The organism is Pseudomonas sp. RC10-4-2 (assembly GCF_050433085.1).
Classification (GTDB): Bacteria; Pseudomonadota; Gammaproteobacteria; order Pseudomonadales; family Pseudomonadaceae; genus Pseudomonas; species Pseudomonas aeruginosa.
This window is the reverse complement of sequence record NZ_JBNPXX010000004.1, coordinates 29,880-47,841: the sequence shown is the minus strand read 5'-3', so window position 1 is coordinate 47,841 and position 17,962 is coordinate 29,880. Positions and strand designations below refer to the sequence as shown.

The 17,962-nt window shown below is 68.0% G+C and carries 16 protein-coding genes; 14 read left to right on the top strand and 2 right to left on the bottom strand.

The window, feature by feature from the left end; genetic code table 11:
- Window positions 1-182 precede the first annotated feature (182 nt).
- From FHW81_RS19040 to FHW81_RS19025, 4 genes are all read left to right on the top strand, one after another.
- Window positions 183-1,673 (top strand): aldehyde dehydrogenase, encoded by a 1,491-nt coding sequence (locus FHW81_RS19040; RefSeq protein ID WP_003112672.1) that lies wholly within the window; start codon window positions 183-185, stop codon window positions 1,671-1,673.
- Window positions 1,674-1,730: 57 nt separating this feature from the next.
- Entirely contained in the window at window positions 1,731-3,164 is a 1,434-nt protein-coding gene (locus tag FHW81_RS19035) for an APC family permease (protein WP_003084045.1), read from the top strand.
- 30 nt (window positions 3,165-3,194) lie between these two features.
- The gene (locus FHW81_RS19030) at window positions 3,195-4,577 is read left to right on the top strand and encodes an aspartate aminotransferase family protein (protein ID WP_009314999.1); all 1,383 of its coding nucleotides are present in this window, start codon (window positions 3,195-3,197) and stop codon (window positions 4,575-4,577) included.
- A gap of 163 nt (window positions 4,578-4,740) precedes the next feature.
- On the top strand, window positions 4,741-5,799 hold the full coding sequence (locus tag FHW81_RS19025) for an ABC transporter substrate-binding protein (RefSeq protein ID WP_003110236.1): 1,059 nt from the start codon (window positions 4,741-4,743) through the stop codon (window positions 5,797-5,799).
- Between the two features lie 77 nt (window positions 5,800-5,876).
- Here the strand turns inward: FHW81_RS19025 and FHW81_RS19020 are convergent, their stop codons facing one another.
- A complete protein-coding gene (locus FHW81_RS19020) occupies window positions 5,877-6,758 on the bottom strand; it encodes a dihydrodipicolinate synthase family protein (protein ID WP_003101895.1) in 882 nt (293 codons plus the stop codon).
- 59 nt (window positions 6,759-6,817) lie between these two features.
- Window positions 6,818-7,600, bottom strand: coding sequence for an aldolase (locus FHW81_RS19015; RefSeq protein ID WP_003084054.1), 783 nt, complete (start codon window positions 7,598-7,600; stop codon window positions 6,818-6,820).
- A gap of 154 nt (window positions 7,601-7,754) precedes the next feature.
- On the opposite strand from FHW81_RS19015, the gene FHW81_RS19010 reads away from it, so the two are divergent.
- The 10 genes from FHW81_RS19010 (at window position 7,755) to FHW81_RS18965 (ending at window position 17,485) form a co-directional block, all read left to right on the top strand.
- Complete coding sequence (locus FHW81_RS19010) at window positions 7,755-8,294, top strand: helix-turn-helix domain-containing protein (protein WP_003084057.1); 540 nt, start codon at window positions 7,755-7,757, stop codon at window positions 8,292-8,294.
- A 150-nt stretch (window positions 8,295-8,444) separates the two neighbouring features.
- Complete coding sequence (locus FHW81_RS19005; protein WP_003084060.1) at window positions 8,445-9,296, top strand: CoA transferase subunit A; 852 nt, start codon at window positions 8,445-8,447, stop codon at window positions 9,294-9,296.
- Window positions 9,293-10,075, top strand: coding sequence for a CoA-transferase subunit beta (locus FHW81_RS19000; protein WP_003084062.1), 783 nt, complete (start codon window positions 9,293-9,295; stop codon window positions 10,073-10,075). Before FHW81_RS19005 ends, FHW81_RS19000 begins: the two co-directional genes overlap by 4 nt.
- Window positions 10,072-11,277 carry a 3-oxoadipyl-CoA thiolase gene (gene pcaF / locus FHW81_RS18995; protein ID WP_019681270.1) on the top strand — a complete coding sequence of 402 codons (1,206 nt, stop codon included), beginning with the start codon at window positions 10,072-10,074 and terminating at the stop codon, window positions 11,275-11,277. The genes FHW81_RS19000 and pcaF overlap by 4 nt, the downstream gene beginning before the upstream one ends.
- Window positions 11,278-11,426: 149 nt before the next feature.
- Entirely contained in the window at window positions 11,427-12,725 is a 1,299-nt protein-coding gene (locus FHW81_RS18990; RefSeq protein ID WP_003101889.1) for an MFS family transporter, read from the top strand.
- Between the two features lie 22 nt (window positions 12,726-12,747).
- Window positions 12,748-14,127, top strand: coding sequence for a 3-carboxy-cis,cis-muconate cycloisomerase (locus tag FHW81_RS18985; RefSeq protein ID WP_003145060.1), 1,380 nt, complete (start codon window positions 12,748-12,750; stop codon window positions 14,125-14,127).
- Between the two features lie 14 nt (window positions 14,128-14,141).
- The gene (pcaD, locus tag FHW81_RS18980) at window positions 14,142-14,933 is read left to right on the top strand and encodes a 3-oxoadipate enol-lactonase (protein WP_003084070.1); all 792 of its coding nucleotides are present in this window, start codon (window positions 14,142-14,144) and stop codon (window positions 14,931-14,933) included.
- A gap of 10 nt (window positions 14,934-14,943) precedes the next feature.
- Window positions 14,944-15,345, top strand: a complete 402-nt coding sequence (gene pcaC / locus FHW81_RS18975) for a 4-carboxymuconolactone decarboxylase (RefSeq protein ID WP_003084072.1) — start codon at window positions 14,944-14,946, stop codon at window positions 15,343-15,345.
- A gap of 174 nt (window positions 15,346-15,519) precedes the next feature.
- Window positions 15,520-16,461, top strand: a complete 942-nt coding sequence (locus FHW81_RS18970) for a LysR family transcriptional regulator (protein ID WP_003084073.1) — start codon at window positions 15,520-15,522, stop codon at window positions 16,459-16,461.
- 190 nt (window positions 16,462-16,651) lie between these two features.
- Complete coding sequence (locus FHW81_RS18965; protein ID WP_033981215.1) at window positions 16,652-17,485, top strand: hypothetical protein; 834 nt, start codon at window positions 16,652-16,654, stop codon at window positions 17,483-17,485.
- The last annotated feature ends 477 nt before the right edge of the window (window positions 17,486-17,962 follow it).

The window sequence follows — 17,962 nt, the reverse complement described above, 5'->3', positions numbered from 1 at the left end:
GCACGCCTGGCCAGCTTTTTCTTATGTCCCGAGGACATTTTTAATAATTTTCCTTCGCCGCGGCTTGCGCGACCATCCTTCCCCATCGACCCCATGGACAGCGGTCCGCCTCCCGGCGGTCCGGGCCATGCGTGCAGAACCACGACCGGCGCAGACCGGCGAGATAACAAGGAGAAGGTGGGGTGTTCGAACTCAGCGATTGGCAACGGCGCGCCGCGACACAGCGCTTCATCGACCAGGCCCTGATCGGCGGCCGCCAGCGTCCAGCCGCCAGCGGCGCTACCTTCGACGCCATCGATCCGGCGAGCAATCGCCTGCTGGCGCGGGTCGCGGCCTGCGATGCGGCCGACGTCGACGCGGCAGTGGCCGCCGCCCGCCGCGCCTTCGACGAAGGCCCCTGGGCGCGTCTCGCCCCGGTCGAGCGCAAGCGCGTGCTGCTGCGCCTGGCCGAGCTGATGCTGGCCCATCGCGAAGAGCTGGCGCTGCTCGACTCGCTGAACATGGGCAAGCCGGTGATGGACGCCTGGAACATCGATGTACCCGGCGCCGCCCACGTCTTCGCCTGGTATGCGGAAAGCCTCGACAAGCTCTACGACCAGGTCGCGCCGACCGCCCAGCAGACCCTGGCCACCATTACCCGCGTGCCGCTGGGGGTGATCGGCGCGGTGGTGCCGTGGAACTTCCCGCTCGACATGGCCGCCTGGAAGCTCGCCCCGGCCCTGGCCGCCGGCAACTCGGTGGTGCTCAAGCCGGCCGAGCAGTCGCCGTTCTCCGCCCTGCGCCTGGCCGAGCTGGCCCTGGAGGCGGGGGTGCCGGAAGGCGTGCTGAACGTGGTGCCGGGCCTCGGCGAGCAGGCCGGCAAGGCCCTCGGCTTGCACCCGGAGGTGGACGCACTGGTGTTCACCGGCTCCACCGAGGTCGGCAAGTACTTCATGCAGTATTCCGCGCAATCCAACCTCAAGCAGGTCTGGCTGGAGTGCGGCGGCAAGAGTCCGAACCTGGTGTTCGCCGATTGCCGCGATCTTGACCTGGCGGCGGAAAAGGCCGCCTTCGGCATTTTCTTCAACCAGGGCGAGGTCTGTTCGGCGAACTCGCGCTTGCTGGTGGAGCGTTCGATCCACGACGAGTTCGTCGAGCGCCTGCTGGCCAAGGCCCGCGACTGGCAGCCGGGCGATCCGCTGGACCCGGCCAGCCGCGCCGGCGCCATCGTCGACCGCCGGCAGACCGCCGGGATTCTCGCCGCCATCGAGCGGGCGCAAGGCGAGGGCGCGACCCTGCTCGGCGGTGGCCGCCAGTTGACGATCAACGGTTCGGACAACTTCATCGAACCGACCCTGTTCGGCGACGTACGCCCGGACATGCAGCTGGCCCGCGAGGAAATCTTCGGTCCGGTGCTGGCGATCAGCGCCTTCGACTCCGAGGACGAGGCCATACGCCTGGCCAACGACAGCCGCTACGGCCTCGCCGCCTCGCTGTGGAGCGACGACCTGCACCGTGCGCACCGGGTGGCGCGGCGCTTGAATGCCGGAACGGTGTCGGTGAATACCGTGGACGCGCTGGACGTCGCGGTGCCTTTCGGCGGCGGCAAGCAGTCCGGCTTCGGTCGCGACCTGTCGCTGCATTCCTTCGACAAGTACACCCAGTTGAAGACGACCTGGTTCCAGTTGCGCTGAAGACGCGACGGACGCGACACGACTCGATGCCGATAACGACAACAAGAGGACGATCGAATGAACGACACGCCGAACGTGCGTGAGCCGGCCCTGCGCCGCGTGCTCGGGCTGGGACCGCTGCTGGCGGTGGCCATCGGCCTGGTGGTTTCCCAGGGCGTGATGGTACTGATGCTGCAAGGCGCCGGGACGGCCGGCCTGGGCTTCATCGTGCCGCTGGGAGTGGCCTACCTGCTGGCGCTGAGCTACGCCTTTTCCTTTTCCGAGCTGGCCCTGATGATTCCCCGCGCCGGTAGCCTGAGCAGCTACACCGAGGTGGCCATCGGGCATTTCCCGGCGATCCTGGCGACCTTTTCCGGCTACGTGGTGGTGGCGATGTTCGCCCTCTCGGCGGAACTGCTGCTGCTCGACCTGATCATCGGCAAGGTCTACCCCGGCGCGCTGCCGCCGATGCTGGTGGCCTACGGCGTGCTCGGCCTGTTCACCCTGCTCAACCTGCTCGGCATCGACATCTTCGCGCGCCTGCAGAGCGCCCTGGCGCTGCTGATGATGATCGTCCTGCTGGTGCTCGGCCTGGGTGCGGTGAGCAGCGACCACGCTTCCGCGCAGACCGCCCTGGCGAGCGGCTGGAACCCGCTCGGGGTAAGCGCCCTGGCGCTCACCGCGATGGCCGTGTGGGGCTTCGTCGGCGCCGAGTTCGTCTGCCCGCTGGTGGAGGAGACGCGGCGTCCGGAGCGCAACATCCCGCGTTCGATGATCCTCGGCCTGAGCATCATCTTCCTGACCATCGCCCTCTACTGCTTCGGTGCGCTGCTGTGCATCCCGCAGGCGGAACTGGCCGGCGACCCGCTGCCACACTTCCTCTTCGCCAACCGCGTGTTCGGCGAGTACGGCCAGCTGTTCCTGGTGATCGCCGCGATCACCGCCACCTGCAGCACCCTCAACTCGTCGCTGGCGGCGATCCCGCGGATGCTCTACGGGATGGCGCAGAACGGCCAGGCCTTCCCGCAATTCAAGCAGCTCAGCCGGCGGGCGCGCACGCCCTGGGTGGCGGTGCTGTTCGTCGCCGCGATCACCGGCCTGCCGATCCTGATCCTCGGCCAGGACCCGGACTCGATCAACCTGCTGCTGCTCGCCGCCGCGCTGGCCTGGCTGCTGGCCTACATCATCGCCCACGTCGACGTGCTGGCCCTGCGCCGTCGCTATCCGCACATCGCCCGTCCGTTCCGCACGCCGTTCTACCCGCTGCCGCAACTGTTCGGCATCGCCGGGATGATCTACGCGGTGGTCCACGTCTCGCCGACCCCGGAAATGACCGGACGGATCTTCGCCAGCGCCGGCGTGGTGCTCGGCGTGGTCTCGCTGGTGGCGGTGGTGTGGATCAAGGGCGTGATGCGCAAGCCCCTCTTCGTACCCGAACCGCTCGAGACGGCCGGTGAGACTGCCCAGGGCAAGTCCGTCGCCCTCGATCCCCTGCAATCCCCTTCGGCCTGACGCGCCAAGGGAACAAGGAGAACACAGACGATGACCGCTCAGCTCAACCCGCAGCGCGACACCCGCGACTACCAGCAACTGGACGCCGCGCACCACATCCACGCCTTCCTCGACCAGAAGGCGCTGAACCGCGAAGGCCCGCGGGTGATGGTCCGCGGCGAGGGCCTGCAGCTCTGGGACAACGACGGCAAGCGCTACCTGGACGGCATGTCCGGCCTCTGGTGCACCAACCTCGGCTACGGCCGCCAGGACCTCGCCGCCGCCGCCAGCCGCCAACTGGAACAACTGCCGTACTACAACATGTTCTTCCACACCACCCACCCGGCGGTGGTGGAGCTTTCCGAGATGCTCTTCAGCCTGCTGCCGGACCACTACAGCCACGCGATCTACACCAACTCCGGCTCCGAGGCCAACGAGGTGCTGATCCGTACCGTGCGGCGCTACTGGCAGATCCTCGGCAAGCCGCAGAAGAAGATCATGATCGGCCGCTGGAACGGCTACCACGGCTCGACCCTGGGCAGCACCGCGCTCGGCGGGATGAAGTTCATGCACGAGATGGGCGGCATGCTGCCGGACTTCGCCCACATCGACGAACCCTACTGGTACGCCAACGGCGGCGAGCTGAGCCCGGCCGAGTTCGGTCGCCGCGCGGCGCTGCAACTGGAGGAGAAGATCCTCGAACTGGGCGCGGAGAACGTCGCCGCCTTCGTCGCCGAGCCCTTCCAGGGCGCCGGCGGCATGATCTTCCCGCCGCAAAGCTATTGGCCGGAGATCCAGCGCATCTGCCGGCAGTACGACGTGCTGCTGTGCGCCGACGAAGTGATCGGCGGCTTCGGCCGCACCGGCGAATGGTTCGCCCACGAACACTTCGGCTTCCAGCCGGACACCCTGTCCATCGCCAAGGGCCTGACGTCCGGCTACATCCCCATGGGCGGCCTGGTACTCGGCAAGCGCATCGCCGAGGTGCTGGTGGAGCAGGGTGGGGTGTTCGCCCACGGCCTGACCTATTCCGGCCACCCGGTGGCGGCGGCGGTGGCCATCGCCAACCTCAAGGCGCTGCGCGACGAGGGCGTGGTCACGCGGGTCAGGGAGGAGACCGGACCCTACCTGCAACGCTGCCTGCGCGAGGTCTTCGGCGACCATCCGCTGGTCGGCGAGGTCCAGGGCGCCGGCTTCGTCGCCGCGCTGCAGTTCGCCGAGGACAAGGCGACCCGCAAGCGCTTCGCCAACGAGAACGATCTGGCCTGGCGCTGCCGCACCATCGGCTTCGAGGAGGGCGTGATCATCCGCTCCACCCTCGGCCGCATGATCATGGCCCCGGCGCTGGTGGCCGGGCGTGCCGAGATCGACGAACTGATCGACAAGACCCGTATCGCGGTGGATCGCACCGCGCGCGAGATCGGCGTGCTCTGACGCGCCCCGGCGGCCCGGCCTCGGCCGGGTCGCCTGCGACACGGAGCGTCCCCCCATAACGACGACGCGGCGCCTGGCGACCGCGCGCGGAACCGTTTCGGCCTCTGGCCGGCAACTGCCTCAGCAACATCACAACAATGCCAATCGGCTGTGGGAGTGTTCCATGTACAAGTCCTTGCACCAGTACGCACACGTGTTTTCCCGGTTGTCCCTGTTCGGCCTGGCGTTCGCCGCGGCGGCCCAGGCGCAGAGCCAGAGCCTGACGGTGATCTCCTTCGGCGGCGCGACCAAGGCCGCCCAGGAGCAGGCCTATTTCAAACCCTTCGAGCGAAGCGGCGGCGGGCAGGTGGTCGCCGGCGAATACAACGGCGAAATGGCCAAGGTGAAGGCCATGGTCGACGTCGGCAAGGTCAGCTGGGACGTGGTCGAGGTGGAGAGCCCCGAACTGCTCCGCGGCTGCGACGAGGGGCTGTTCGAACGCCTCGACCCGGCGCGTTTCGGCGACCCCGCGCAGTTCGTCCCGGGCACTTTCAGCGAGTGCGGGGTGGCCACCTACGTCTGGTCGATGGTGATGGCCTACGACTCGACGAAGCTGGCCAGGGCGCCGCAGTCCTGGGCGGATTTCTGGAACGTCCGCGAGTTCCCCGGCAAGCGCGGCCTGCGCAAGGGCGCCAAGTACACCCTGGAAGTGGCGCTGCTGGCCGACGGGGTGAAGGCGGAGGACCTCTACAAGGTACTCGCCACCCCGGAGGGGGTCGGCCGCGCCTTCGCCAAGCTCGACCAGCTCAAGCCGAACATCCAGTGGTGGGAGGCCGGCGCCCAGCCGCCGCAATGGCTGGCGGCCGGCGACGTGGTGATGAGCGCGGCCTACAACGGGCGCATCGCCGCTGCGCAGAAGGAGGGGGTGAAACTGGCCATCGTCTGGCCCGGCAGTCTCTACGATCCGGAGTACTGGGCGGTGGTGAAGGGCACGCCGAACAAGGCGCTGGCGGAGAAATTCATCGCCTTCGCCAGCCAGCCGCAGACGCAGAAGGTGTTCTCCGAGCAGATCCCCTACGGGCCGGTACACAAGGGCACCCTGGCGTTGCTGCCGAAGACGGTGCAGGAGGCGCTGCCGACCGCGCCGGCCAACCTCGAAGGCGCGCGGGCGGTGGATGCCGAGTTTTGGGTGGACCACGGCGAGGAGCTGGAACAGCGTTTCAATGCCTGGGCGGCGCGCTGAGCGCGCTGCGCGTCGGCAAAAAAAACGACGGGCCCCAAGTCGTCCGGGCCCGTCGGGTCAAAGCGCTGACGGGGTGATCAGCGCAGCTCTTCCAACAACCCCTGCAGATACCGACAGCCCTCGGTATCCAGCGCCTGCACCGGAAGGCGCGGCGCCCCCACCTCCAGGCCGGAGAGGCCCAGGCCGGCCTTGATGGTGGTCGGCAGGCCCCGGCGGAGGATGAAGTCGAGCAGCGGCAACTGCCGGTAGAACAGCGCGCGGGCCTTCTCCAGGTCGCCGTCGAGCACCGCCTGGTAGAGCTGGCCGTTGAGCGTCGGGATCAGGTTCGGCGCGGCGCTGCACCAGCCTTTCGCGCCGGCCACGAAGGCCTCCAGCGCCAGCGGGTTGCAGCCGTTGTAGAAGGGCACCCGGCCTTCGCCGAGCAGGCGCAGCTTGTGCATGCGCTGGATGTCGCCGGTGCTCTCCTTGACCATGGTCACGTTGTCCACTTCGCGGACGATGCGCAGGATCAGTTCCACCGACATGTCGATGCCGCTGGTGCCCGGGTTGTTGTAGAGCATCACCGGCACGCCGATGGCTTCGCCCACCGCGCGGTAGTGCTGGAACACTTCCGCCTCGTTGAGCTTCCAGTAGGAGATCGGCAGGACCATCACCGCCTCGGCGCCGAGGGATTCGGCGAACTGCGCGCGGCGCACGGTCTTGGCGGTGGTCAGGTCGGAGACGCTGACGATGGTCGGCACGCGATGGGCGACGGTCTTCAGGGTGAAGTCGACCACCTCGTCCCATTCCGGGTCGCTCAGGTAGGCGCCTTCGCCGGTGCTGCCGAGCGGGGCGATGGCGTGCACGCCGCCGTCGATCAGGCGCTCGATGGAGCGGCCGAGGGCCGGCAGGTCGAGACCTCCGTCGGCGGCGAAGGGGGTGATGGTGTAGCCGATGATGCCGTGGATGGATGCGGACATTGGATGTACCCGTGACATTGAGTGGGAAATGCCAGGACGGACCTGGTGGGAAAGGTCGTTCAGCTCAGGCAGTCGCTGTTGCGCGGCAGGCAGCGCCGGGCGTAGTAGTTGAATGCGGCGCCGTGGCGCTTCGGGGTGGAGATCCAGTCGTGGGCCTCGCGCGCCAGGGCCGGCGGGATCGGCTTGATCTCCCCGGCGGCCATCGCCAGCAACTGCATCTTCGCCGCGCGCTCGAGCAGCACCGCGATCACGCAGGCCTCCTCGATGCTTGCACCGGTGGCCAGCAGGCCGTGATGGGAGAGCAGGATGGCGCGCTTGTCGCCGAGGGCGGCGGAGATGATCTCGCCTTCCTCGTTGCCTACCGGCACGCCCGGCCAGTCCTTGAGGAAGGCGCAGTCGTCGTATAGCGGGCAAAGGTCCATGTGCGAGACCTGCAGCGGTACTTCCAGGGTCGACAGCGCGGCGATGTGCAGCGGGTGGGTGTGGATGATGCAGTTGACGTCCGGGCGGGCGCGATAGACCCAGCTGTGGAAGCGATTGGCCGGATTCGCCATGCCGTGCCCGTGGAGGACGTTGAGGTCTTCGTCGACCAGCAGCAGGTTGCCGGCGCTGATCTCGTCGAAGCCCAGGCCCAGTTGCTGGGTGTAGTAGGTCCCCGCCTCTGGGCCGCGCGAGGTGATCTGCCCGGCGAGCCCGGAGTCGTGGCCGGCCTCGAAGAGAATCCGGCAGGTCAGGGCCAGCTTTTGCCGGTCAGTCCACGTATTATCGCCGAGGCTGCTTTTCATCTGCTTCAGCGCGTGCTGGATCAGTTGATCCTTGGGTAATTCCAGTGTCGTAGCCATGCGAGGTTCCTTTGACGGAGCGAGTCGGGGGAAACGCCAGGCAGTTGCGCGCCACGCAACGACCCGGCTGTAAATGACACGGATCAAGTTATATGACACAAAGTGTCATTAGCAAGAGAAAAGTTTCATCGCCATCGGGAGAAGGCTGTCCTCAATGTCCATGCGCTTGAAATTGCTGAGAAAAAAACTCGGGGTCACGCTGGAGACCCTGGCCGACAAGACCGGCCTGACCAAGAGCTACCTGTCCAAGGTCGAGCGCGGGCTGAACACGCCGTCCATTGCCGCCGCGCTGAAGCTGGCGAAGGCGTTGAACGTGCAGGTGGAGGAGCTGTTCTCCGAGGAAAGCGACGGTGTCGACGGCTACAGCATCGTTCGTCGCGACCAGCGCAAGTCGCTGTCCAGCGGCGACGACGGCCCGGCCTACGCCTCCCTCGCGCAGCAGATCGGCGCCCGCGCGCTGTTGCCGTTCATCGTCCACCCCCCGCGCGATTTCAGTCACTCGACGTTCAAGGAGCACCTCGGCGAAGAGTTCATCTTCGTCCATGAGGGCCAGGTCGAGGTCGACTTCATGAACCAGCGGATCATCCTCGAGCGCGGCGACGCCCTGCATTTCAACGCACAGAAGCCGCACCGCATCCGCTCCCTGGGGGAGACCCAGGCGGAATTGCTGGTGGTGATCCACAGCGACGAATGAGGCGACGGCTTCGGTCGATCGGATGCTTGCTAACGTTCTGTTCGATTATCGAACTGTTAATCGATTATCGGATTGTGAGCCCTCGGACCCCGGCGTAAGGTTCTCGTCACGTGCCGTCCAGGCAGCGCACAACAAGACGAGACCCGACCGATGGCTGAAATCCTCTCCCTGCGCGAAGCGGTGCGACGCTTCGTCCACGATGGCGACAGCGTCGCCCTCGAAGGCTTCACTCACCTGATCCCGACGGCCGCCGGCCACGAGCTGATCCGCCAGGGCAGGAAAGACCTGACGCTGATCCGCATGACTCCCGACCTGGTCTACGACCTGCTGATCGGTGCAGGCTGCGCGAAGAAGCTGGTGTTCTCCTGGGGCGGCAACCCCGGCGTCGGTTCGCTGCACCGCCTGCGCGACGCGGTGGAGAAGGGCTGGCCGCAACCGCTGGAGATCGAGGAACACAGCCACGCCGACCTCGCCAACGCCTATGTCGCCGGCGCCTCCGGGCTGCCCTTCGCAGTGCTGCGCGCCTACGCCGGCTCCGACCTGCCGAAGGTCAACCCGCTGATCCGCAGCGTCACCTGCCCGTTCACCGGCGAAGTGCTGGCGGCGGTGCCCTCGGTGCGCCCGGACGTCAGCGTGATCCACGCGCAGAAGGCCGACCGCAAGGGCAACGTGCTGCTCTGGGGCATCCTCGGCGTGCAGAAGGAAGCGGCCCTGGCGGCGAAGCGCTGCATCGTCACCGTCGAGGAGATCGTCGACGAACTGGACGCCCCGATGAACGCCTGCGTCCTGCCGAGCTGGGCGCTCAGCGCCGTGTGCCTGGTGCCCGGCGGCGCGCATCCGTCCTATGCCCACGGCTACTACGAGCGCGACAACCGCTTCTACCAGGACTGGGACCCGATCGCCCGCGACCGCGAAAGCTTCACCGCGTGGATCGACGAATACATCCGGGGGACCGAGGATTTCGGGGCCTTCCAGGCCAAGCTCGCGGAGGGCAAGCGATGAGCAGCTACAGCACCAACGAGATGATGACCGTGGCCGCCGCCCGCCGCCTGCACAACGGCGCGGTGTGCTTCGTCGGCATCGGCCTGCCGTCGAAGGCCGCCAACCTGGCGCGCCTGACTTCCTCGCCGGACGTCGTGCTGATCTACGAGTCCGGGCCGATCGGCGCCAAGCCCAGCGTCCTGCCGCTGTCCATCGGCGACGGCGAGTTGGCCGAGACCGCCGATACCGTGGTCCCCACCGGCGAGATCTTCCGCTACTGGCTGCAGGGCGGACGGATCGACGTCGGCTTCCTCGGCGCGGCCCAGGTCGACCGCTTCGGCAACATCAACACCACCGTGATCGGCGACTACCGCCAGCCCAAGGTGCGCCTGCCGGGAGCCGGCGGCGCGCCGGAAATCGCCGGCAGCGCCAAGGAAGTGCTGATCATCCTCAAGCAATCGCACCGCACCTTCGTCGACAAGCTGGCCTTCGTCACCTCGGTCGGCCATGGCGAGGGCGGCGACTCGCGCCAGCGCCTGGGCCTGCCGGGCAAGGGGCCGGTGGCGATCATCACCGACCTGTGCATCATGGAGCCGGAAGCCGGCAGCAACGAGTTCGTGGTCACTTCGCTGCATCCGGGCGTGACCCGCGAGCAGGTGGTCGAGGCCACCGGCTGGGCGATCCGCTTCGCCGAGCGGGTCGCCGAGACGCCCGCGCCGAGCGAGGTCGAACTCGCCGCGCTGCGCGACCTCGAGGCGCGCACCGCGGCCGCCCATGGACAGAAGGGGAGCGACGAATGAGCCGCGAGGTATTCATCTGCGATGCCGTGCGCACGCCGATCGGCCGTTTCGGCGGCAGTCTTTCCGCGGTGCGCGCCGACGACCTCGCGGCGGTGCCGCTGAAGGCCCTGGTCGAGCGCAACCCGGGGGTCGACTGGTCGGCGTTGGACGAGGTGTTCCTCGGCTGCGCCAACCAGGCCGGCGAGGACAACCGTAACGTGGCGCGCATGGCGCTGCTGCTGGCCGGTTTGCCGGAGAGCGTGCCCGGCGTCACCCTCAACCGCCTCTGCGCCTCGGGGATGGACGCCATCGGCACGGCGTTCCGCGCCATCGCCTGCGGCGAGATGGAGCTGGCCATCGCCGGCGGCGTCGAGTCGATGTCGCGCGCGCCGTACGTGATGGGCAAGGCCGATAGCGCCTTCGGGCGCGGCCAGAAGATCGAGGACACCACCATCGGCTGGCGCTTCGTCAATCCGCTGATGAAGGAGCAGTACGGCATCGACCCGATGCCGCAGACCGCCGACAACGTCGCCGACGACTATCGCGTGTCGCGTGCCGACCAGGATGCCTTCGCCCTGCGCAGCCAGCAGCGCGCCGGCAGGGCGCAGGAGGCCGGTTTCTTCGCCGAGGAAATCGTCCCGGTGACGATTCGCGGGCGCAAGGGCGACACCCTGGTCGAGCACGACGAGCATCCGCGTCCCGACACCACCCTGGAGGCGCTGGCCCGGCTCAAGCCGGTCAACGGGCCGGAGAGGACCGTCACCGCCGGCAACGCGTCCGGGGTCAACGACGGCGCCGCCGCGCTGGTCCTGGCCTCCGCGGAGGCAGTGGAGAAGCACGGCCTGACTCCGCGCGCGCGGGTGCTGGGCATGGCCAGCGCCGGCGTCGCCCCACGGATCATGGGCATCGGCCCGGTGCCGGCGGTGCGCAAGCTGCTGCGGCGCCTGGACCTGGCGATCGACGCCTTCGACGTGATCGAACTCAACGAAGCCTTCGCCAGCCAGGGCCTGGCCTGCCTGCGCGAACTGGGCGTGGCCGACGACAGTGAGAAGGTCAACCCGAACGGCGGTGCCATCGCCCTCGGCCACCCGCTGGGGATGAGCGGTGCGCGGCTGGTCCTCACCGCGCTCCATCAACTTGAGAAGAGCGGCGGCCGGCGCGGCCTGGCGACCATGTGCGTAGGCGTCGGCCAAGGCCTGGCGCTGGCCATCGAGCGGGTCTGACTGGCACAACCGGGTCGCCCGCCCGGTATCAAGAGCGCGCGTCGCGCGGCGCTGCCCATGTTTCGGCGGCGGCGCGGCGCGTGTGCAGCGGAACAGGACGCTCCGTCGCACGGTCAGGATGAAACGGACCCTGTCGAGAGAACAACAGCATGACTGCCCCTGTTCACCAGTACAGCAACGAAGAACGCCGCAAGCGCATCTTCGCCATCGTCGGCGCCTCCTCCGGCAACCTCGTGGAATGGTTCGACTTCTACGTCTACGCCTTCTGCGCGATCTACTTCGCACCGGCCTTCTTCCCCTCCGACAACCCCACGGTGCAGTTGCTGAACACCGCCGGGGTCTTCGCCGCCGGCTTCCTCATGCGCCCCATCGGCGGCTGGATGTTCGGCCGCATCGCCGACAAGCACGGGCGCAAGACCGCCATGCTGATCTCGGTGGTGATGATGTGCGCCGGCTCCCTGGCGATCGCCTGCATGCCCACCTACGCCAGCATCGGCACCCTGGCGCCGGCCCTGCTGTTGCTGGCGCGGATGTTCCAGGGCCTGTCGGTGGGCGGCGAGTACGGCACCAGCGCGACCTACATGAGCGAGGTGGCGCTCAAGGGCCAGCGCGGCTTCTTCGCCTCGTTCCAATACGTCACCCTGATCGGCGGACAGTTGCTGGCGGTGCTGGTGGTGGTGATCCTGCAGCAGTTGCTGAGCGAGGACGAACTGCGCGCCTGGGGCTGGCGGATCCCCTTCGTGATCGGCGCGATCACCGCGGTGATCGCCCTCTGGCTGCGGCGCTCGCTGAACGAGACCGCTTCGAAGTCGACCCTGGAGCGCAAGGAATCCGGCACCTTCGCCGAGCTGTTCAAGCACAAGCGGGCCTTCTTCACCGTGCTCGGCTTCACCGCCGGCGGCTCGCTGATCTTCTACACCTTCACCACCTACATGCAGAAGTACCTGGTCAACACCGCCGGGATGAGCGCCAAGACCGCCAGCGCGGTGATGACCTTCGCCCTGCTGGCGTACATGCTGATGCAACCGCTGTTCGGCATGCTTTCCGATCGCATCGGGCGCAAGACCTCGATGCTCTGGTTCGGCACCCTGGGCACGCTCTGCACCCTGCCGATCCTGCTCGCGCTGAAGACCGTGAGCAGTCCCTACATGGCCTTCTTCCTGATCATCCTGGCGCTGGCCATCGTCAGCCTGTACACCTCCATCAGCGGCCTGATCAAGGCCGAGATGTTCCCGCCGGAGGTGCGCGCCCTCGGCGTCGGAGTGTCCTACGCGGTGGGCAACGCGATCTTCGGCGGCTCGGCCGAGTACGTCGCCCTGGGGCTGAAGTCGGTAGGGATGGAGAACGTCTTCTACTGGTATGTTTCAGCCATGTGCCTGCTGGCGCTGCTGGTCTGCGTGAGCCTGCCGGACCTGCGCAAGGTCAGCTACCTGAACGACGAGCCCTGACGGGCCGGGAAAAGGAAAACCGATGAGCGACGTACCCGCCAACCAGTTGTTCGATGCCTATTTCACGGCGGCGCCGATGCGCGCGGTGTTCTCCGACCGCGGCCGCCTGCAAGGCATGCTCGACTTCGAGGCCGCCCTGGCCCGCGCCGAGGCGCGCACCGGGGTGGTTCCCGCGACGGCGGTGGCGCCGATCGAGGCGGCCTGCCGCGCCGAACTGTACGACCCGCTGGCGCTGGCCGAGGCGGTCGCCACTGCCGGCAACTCGGCGATCCCGCTGGTCAAGGCGCTGGGCCGCCAGGTGGCGGCTGGCGACGCCGAGGCCGAGCGCTACGTGCATCTCGGCGCCACCAGCCAGGACGCCATGGACAGCGGCCTGGTGCTGCAACTGCGCCGTGCGCTGGCCTTGCTCGAGCAGGATCTGCAACGTCTTGCCGAGGTCCTGGCGGACCAGGCCGAACGGCATGCCGACACGCCGCTGGCCGGGCGCACCTGGTTGCAGCACGCCACCCCGGTGACCCTGGGCATGAAGCTCGCCGGCCTGCTCGGTGCCTTGACCCGGCACCGCCAGCGCCTGCGCGAGTTGCGCCCGCGCCTGCTGGTGCTGCAATTCGGCGGCGCCTCGGGGACGCTCGCCGCGCTCGGCGAACAGGCCCTGCCGGTGGCCGCGGCGCTGGCCGAGGAGCTGGGCCTGGCTTTGCCCGAACAACCCTGGCACACCCAGCGCGACCGCCTGGTGGAATTCGCCAGCGTGCTCGGCCTGGTGGCCGGTAGCCTCGGCAAGTTCGGTCGCGATGTCAGCCTGCTGATGCAGACCGAGGCCGGCGAGGTCTTCGAGCCGGCCGGCGCCGGGCGCGGCGGTTCCTCGACCATGCCGCACAAGCGCAACCCGGTGAGCAGCGCGGTGCTGATCGCCGCCGCCACCCGTGCGCCGGGGCTGGTCTCGACCCTGTTCGCGGCGATGCCGCAGGAACACGAGCGCAGCCTCGGTCTCTGGCACGCCGAGTGGGAAACCCTGCCGGAACTCTGTTGCCTGGTTGCCGGCGCGCTGCAACAGGCGATCGGCCTGCTCGAAGGCCTGGAGGTGGACGCCCAGCGGATGCGCCGCAACCTTGGCCTGACCCACGGCCTGGTGCTCGCCGAGGCGGTGAGCATCGCCCTGGCCCGCCGTATCGGCCGCGAAGCCGCGCACCATCTGGTGGAACAGTGCTGCCGCCGCGCCGTCGAGCAGCGCCGCGAGTTGCGCGCGGTGCTCGGCGAAGAGGCGCGGGTGAGCGCCGAGTTGTCCGGCGACGAACTGGACCGCCTGCTCGATCCCGCCCATTACCTCGGCCAGGCCCGCGCCTGGGTCGAGCGCGCGCTCGCCGAACACCATGCCCTGGGCTTCGAACCCCATCCCGCCTGACTGGAGATCCCTTCGTGCCAACCGTACGCCTCGCCGACGGCGACCTGAACTACTCCCTGGAAGGACCGGCCGGCGCGCCGGTCCTGCTGTTGTCAAACTCGCTGGGCACCGACCTGGGCATGTGGGACACGCAGATCCCCGCACTCACCGCCCATTTCCGCGTGCTGCGCTACGACACCCGCGGCCACGGCGCCTCGCTGGTCACCCCCGGACCGTACGCCATCGGCCAGCTCGGCGCCGACGTGCTTGCCCTGCTCGATGCCCTCGAGCTGCCGCGCGTGCATTTCTGCGGGCTGTCCATGGGCGGCCTGATCGGCCAGTGGCTGGGCATCCACGCCGGCGAGCGGCTCGGCCGGCTGGTGCTGTGCAACACCGCGGCGAAGATTGCCAGCGACGAGGTCTGGAACACCCGCATCGATACCGTCCTGAAAGGCGGCGAGCAGGCCATGCGTGACCTGCGCGACGCCTCGGTGGCGCGCTGGTTCACCGCGGGCTTCGCCGAGCGCGAACCGGCGCAGGTCGAGCGCATCGTCGCGATGCTCGCGGCCACCTCGCCGCAGGGCTACGCGGCCAACTGCGCTGCGGTACGCGACGCCGATTTCCGCGAGCAGCTCGGGCTGGTCCAGGCGCCGACGCTGATCGTCGCCGGCAGCCACGATGCCGTGACCACTCCGGACAACGCCCGCTTCATGCAGGCGCGCATCGCCGACGCGCAGTTGGTCGAGTTCGCCGCCGCGCACCTGTCCAACGTCGAAGCGGGCGACGCCTTCAGCCGCCGCCTGGTCGATTTCCTGCTGTCCGCCTGAGGAGCCGCCGATGGACGAGAAACAACGCTACGAAGCCGGCATGCAAGTGCGCCGCGCGGTGCTCGGCGACGCCCATGTCGAGCGCAGCCTGGCCAACCTGACGCCGTTCAACGAAGAGTTCCAGGAAATGATCACCCGCCACGCCTGGGGCGACATATGGACCCGTCCGGGGCTGCCGCGACACACCCGCAGCCTGGTCACCATCGCCATGCTGATCGGCATGAACCGCAACGAGGAACTCAAGCTGCATCTGCGCGCGGCGAAGAACAACGGGGTGAGCCGCGACGAGATCAAGGAAGTGATCATGCAGAGCGCCATCTACTGCGGTATTCCCGCGGCCAACGCGACCTTCCACCTGGCCGAATCGGTGTGGGACGAGCTTGGCGTGGAGTCGCAGCAGGCGTCCCGGTAGGTCGCCGGCGGCGCTAGCGGTAGGGCGAATGGCGTCGCAGGCGTTATCCGCCGATACCCCGAGGGCCAACGGCGGTTATCCGTCCTGCGCGTGGGTCGGCAAGGCGGCGCTTCCCCTTGCCAATCGCCGGCGTTTCCCGGAAGGTCGACAGCTCCGTCATCCCTTCGGTCCGCCATGAGCCGCAAGCTGCATATCCACGCGCCCGCGATCCACTACTTCGACATGGTTCGCCGCTGCCATTCGATCCGCGAAGCCGCGCGGCGCCTGAACGTCGCCTCGTCGGCGGTGAACCGGCAGATCCTCAAGCTGGAGGACGAGATCGGCGCGCCGCTGTTCGACCGCCTGCCCGGCGGCCTGCGCCTGACCGGAGCCGGGGAGATCTTCGCGCGCCACGTCACCGTGGTCCTGCAGGACATGGAGCGCGTGCGTTCCGAACTGGACGCGCTGCAAGGCCTGCGCACCGGCCATGTGGAGATCGCCACCATCGAAGCGGTGACCAGCGACCTGCTGCCCTGCGTGCTCAAGGCGATGCGCGAACGCTACCCGGACATCACCGTCGGCGTCACCCTGCTCGGTTCCCAGGCGATACCCGAGGCGGTGAGCAGTGGCGCGGTCGACCTCGGCCTGGCCTTCGCCCTGCCGCGCAGCGCCGACCTGCAACAGGTCAGCGTCGGCCATTTCCGCCTCGGTGCCATCGTCTCCCCGCAGCACCCGTTGGCGCGACACCAGGCCATCGCCTTCGCCGATTGCGTCGAACATGGCCTGATCATGGCCAAGAGCGAGCTGTCCATCCATCACCTGCTGGCGCCGCTCCAGCGCCGTTTGCGCGAACCGCGCCGGGCGGTGCTGGAGAGCAGCTCCCTGGAGCTGTCGCGACAACTGGCGCGGCGCGGGCTCGGCGTCGCCTTCCAGACCCGCCTGGGGATCGAGGCCGACATCGCCCAGGGCGAGCTGCGTTTCCTGCCGCTGAAAGACAATGGCGGCATCCACAGCGACCTCGGCCTCTACGTGCGCACCGGCCGTTACCTGCCGGTGGCGGTGGACGCCCTGGCCCGGCAGATCGCCGAGGAAGTGCGCCTGCGCGAGCGCGAGGAAGCGCGCCTGAACGAGGCCTGAGCGGCGCTCGCGCCGATGCCAGACGGCTTGCCCGAGCTTGCCCGTCCGCTGATGCCGTTTCGGCATCGGTATGTTCGATATTCTGTTCTTTGGTCAGCGCGGCGAAGTGCCGATACTGCCCCGCGACCCCGGCGCGAAACCGGGGGCTGAGTCGCCACAAGAACAACAAGCAACCAGCAGGACACACAGCATGAAGAAGATGATGCAGGGCGCCGCCGCCCTGATCGCGCTCGTCGGCGCCGGGGAGAGCATGGCGCTGGAATGGATGAGCAACAGCGTCGGTTTCCGTTACGGCCAGCAATTCACCAACCCGAACAACCCGGACAAGTTCGCCAAGCGCATCTACAGCTTCACCCACGCCGACGGCTATCGCTACGGCAGCAATTTCTTCAATCTCGATGTGTTCCTTTCCGACAACCGCGACCCGCGCAAGGGCACCGACCATGGTGGCAGCGAAGTCTATGCGGTCTACCGCCACCAGCTCTACGCTTCGCGGGTGTTCGACCGGCCGCTGGGCACCGGCCTGGTCAAGGACTACGCCTTCACCCTGGGCTTCGACGCCAGCCGCAACAACAACCTGGCTTCGGCCAAGAAGCGCGCCCTGGTGTTCGGCCCGACCCTCAAGTTCAACGGTCCCGGCGTGCTCGACCTGAGCCTGCTCTACTACCGCGAGAAGAACCACTTCGGCGTGCCCGGCGCGCGCCATCCCGACCACACCTTCGACACCACCTACATGCTCAACCTGACCTGGATGCGGCCGTTCAAGGTCGGCAACCATGCGGCGAAGTTCCAGGGCTTCGTCAACTACGTGGGAGAGAAGGGCGAGGACTACAACGACAAGGACACCGCGGCGGAAACCCTGGTCCGCACCGCCCTGATGGTCGCCGCCCTGCCAGGCGACAAGCGCCAGCCGAACCTGTGGCTCGGCGTCGGCTACGAGTATTGGCGCAACAAGTTCGGCGTCGACGGTGGCACCGGCAGCCGCACCTCGACGCCGACGTTGAATATGGAATTCACCTTCTGAAGCGAAGCGCCGTCGCCCTACGCGATGCCGACCCCTGGGGTAGGGCGAATAACGCCACCGGCGTTATCCGCCGATACACCGAAGCCCGGCGGCGGATAACCGCGAGCGGCTATACGCCCTACGCGATGCCGACCCCTGGAGTAGGGCGAATAACGCCACCGGCGTTATCCGCCGATACACCGAAGCCCGGCGGCGGATAACCGCGAGCGGTTATGCGTCCTACGCGATGCCCACCCTTGGGGTAGGGCGAATAACGCCATGGGCGTTATCCGCCGATACACCGAAGCCCGGCGGCGGATAACCGCAAGCGGTTATGCACCCTACGCGACGCCCACCCTTGGGGTAGGGCGAATAACTCCACCGGCGTTATCCGCCGATACACCGAAGCCCGACGGCGGATAACCGCGAGCGGTTATCCGCCCTACGCGATGCCGACCCCTGGAGTAGGGCGGATAACGCCACCGGCGTTATCCGCCG

Bases quoted from the DNA above. Each gene is read 5' to 3' on its own strand.
- FHW81_RS19035 (WP_003084045.1), top strand. From the start codon at position 1,731: ATGAACGACACGCCGAACGTGCGTGAGCCGGCCCTGCGCCGCGTGCTC.
- FHW81_RS19030 (WP_009314999.1), top strand. From the start codon at position 3,195: ATGACCGCTCAGCTCAACCCGCAGCGCGACACCCGCGACTACCAGCAA.
- FHW81_RS19025 (WP_003110236.1), top strand. From the start codon at position 4,741: ATGTACAAGTCCTTGCACCAGTACGCACACGTGTTTTCCCGGTTGTCC.
- FHW81_RS19020 (WP_003101895.1), bottom strand. From the start codon at position 6,758: ATGTCCGCATCCATCCACGGCATCATCGGCTACACCATCACCCCCTTC.
- FHW81_RS19015 (WP_003084054.1), bottom strand. From the start codon at position 7,600: ATGGCTACGACACTGGAATTACCCAAGGATCAACTGATCCAGCACGCG.
- FHW81_RS19010 (WP_003084057.1), top strand. From the start codon at position 7,755: ATGTCCATGCGCTTGAAATTGCTGAGAAAAAAACTCGGGGTCACGCTG.
- FHW81_RS19005 (WP_003084060.1), top strand. From the start codon at position 8,445: ATGGCTGAAATCCTCTCCCTGCGCGAAGCGGTGCGACGCTTCGTCCAC.
- FHW81_RS19000 (WP_003084062.1), top strand. From the start codon at position 9,293: ATGAGCAGCTACAGCACCAACGAGATGATGACCGTGGCCGCCGCCCGC.
- pcaF (WP_019681270.1), top strand. From the start codon at position 10,072: ATGAGCCGCGAGGTATTCATCTGCGATGCCGTGCGCACGCCGATCGGC.
- FHW81_RS18990 (WP_003101889.1), top strand. From the start codon at position 11,427: ATGACTGCCCCTGTTCACCAGTACAGCAACGAAGAACGCCGCAAGCGC.
- FHW81_RS18985 (WP_003145060.1), top strand. From the start codon at position 12,748: ATGAGCGACGTACCCGCCAACCAGTTGTTCGATGCCTATTTCACGGCG.
- pcaC (WP_003084072.1), top strand. From the start codon at position 14,944: ATGGACGAGAAACAACGCTACGAAGCCGGCATGCAAGTGCGCCGCGCG.
- FHW81_RS18970 (WP_003084073.1), top strand. From the start codon at position 15,520: ATGAGCCGCAAGCTGCATATCCACGCGCCCGCGATCCACTACTTCGAC.
- FHW81_RS18965 (WP_033981215.1), top strand. From the start codon at position 16,652: ATGAAGAAGATGATGCAGGGCGCCGCCGCCCTGATCGCGCTCGTCGGC.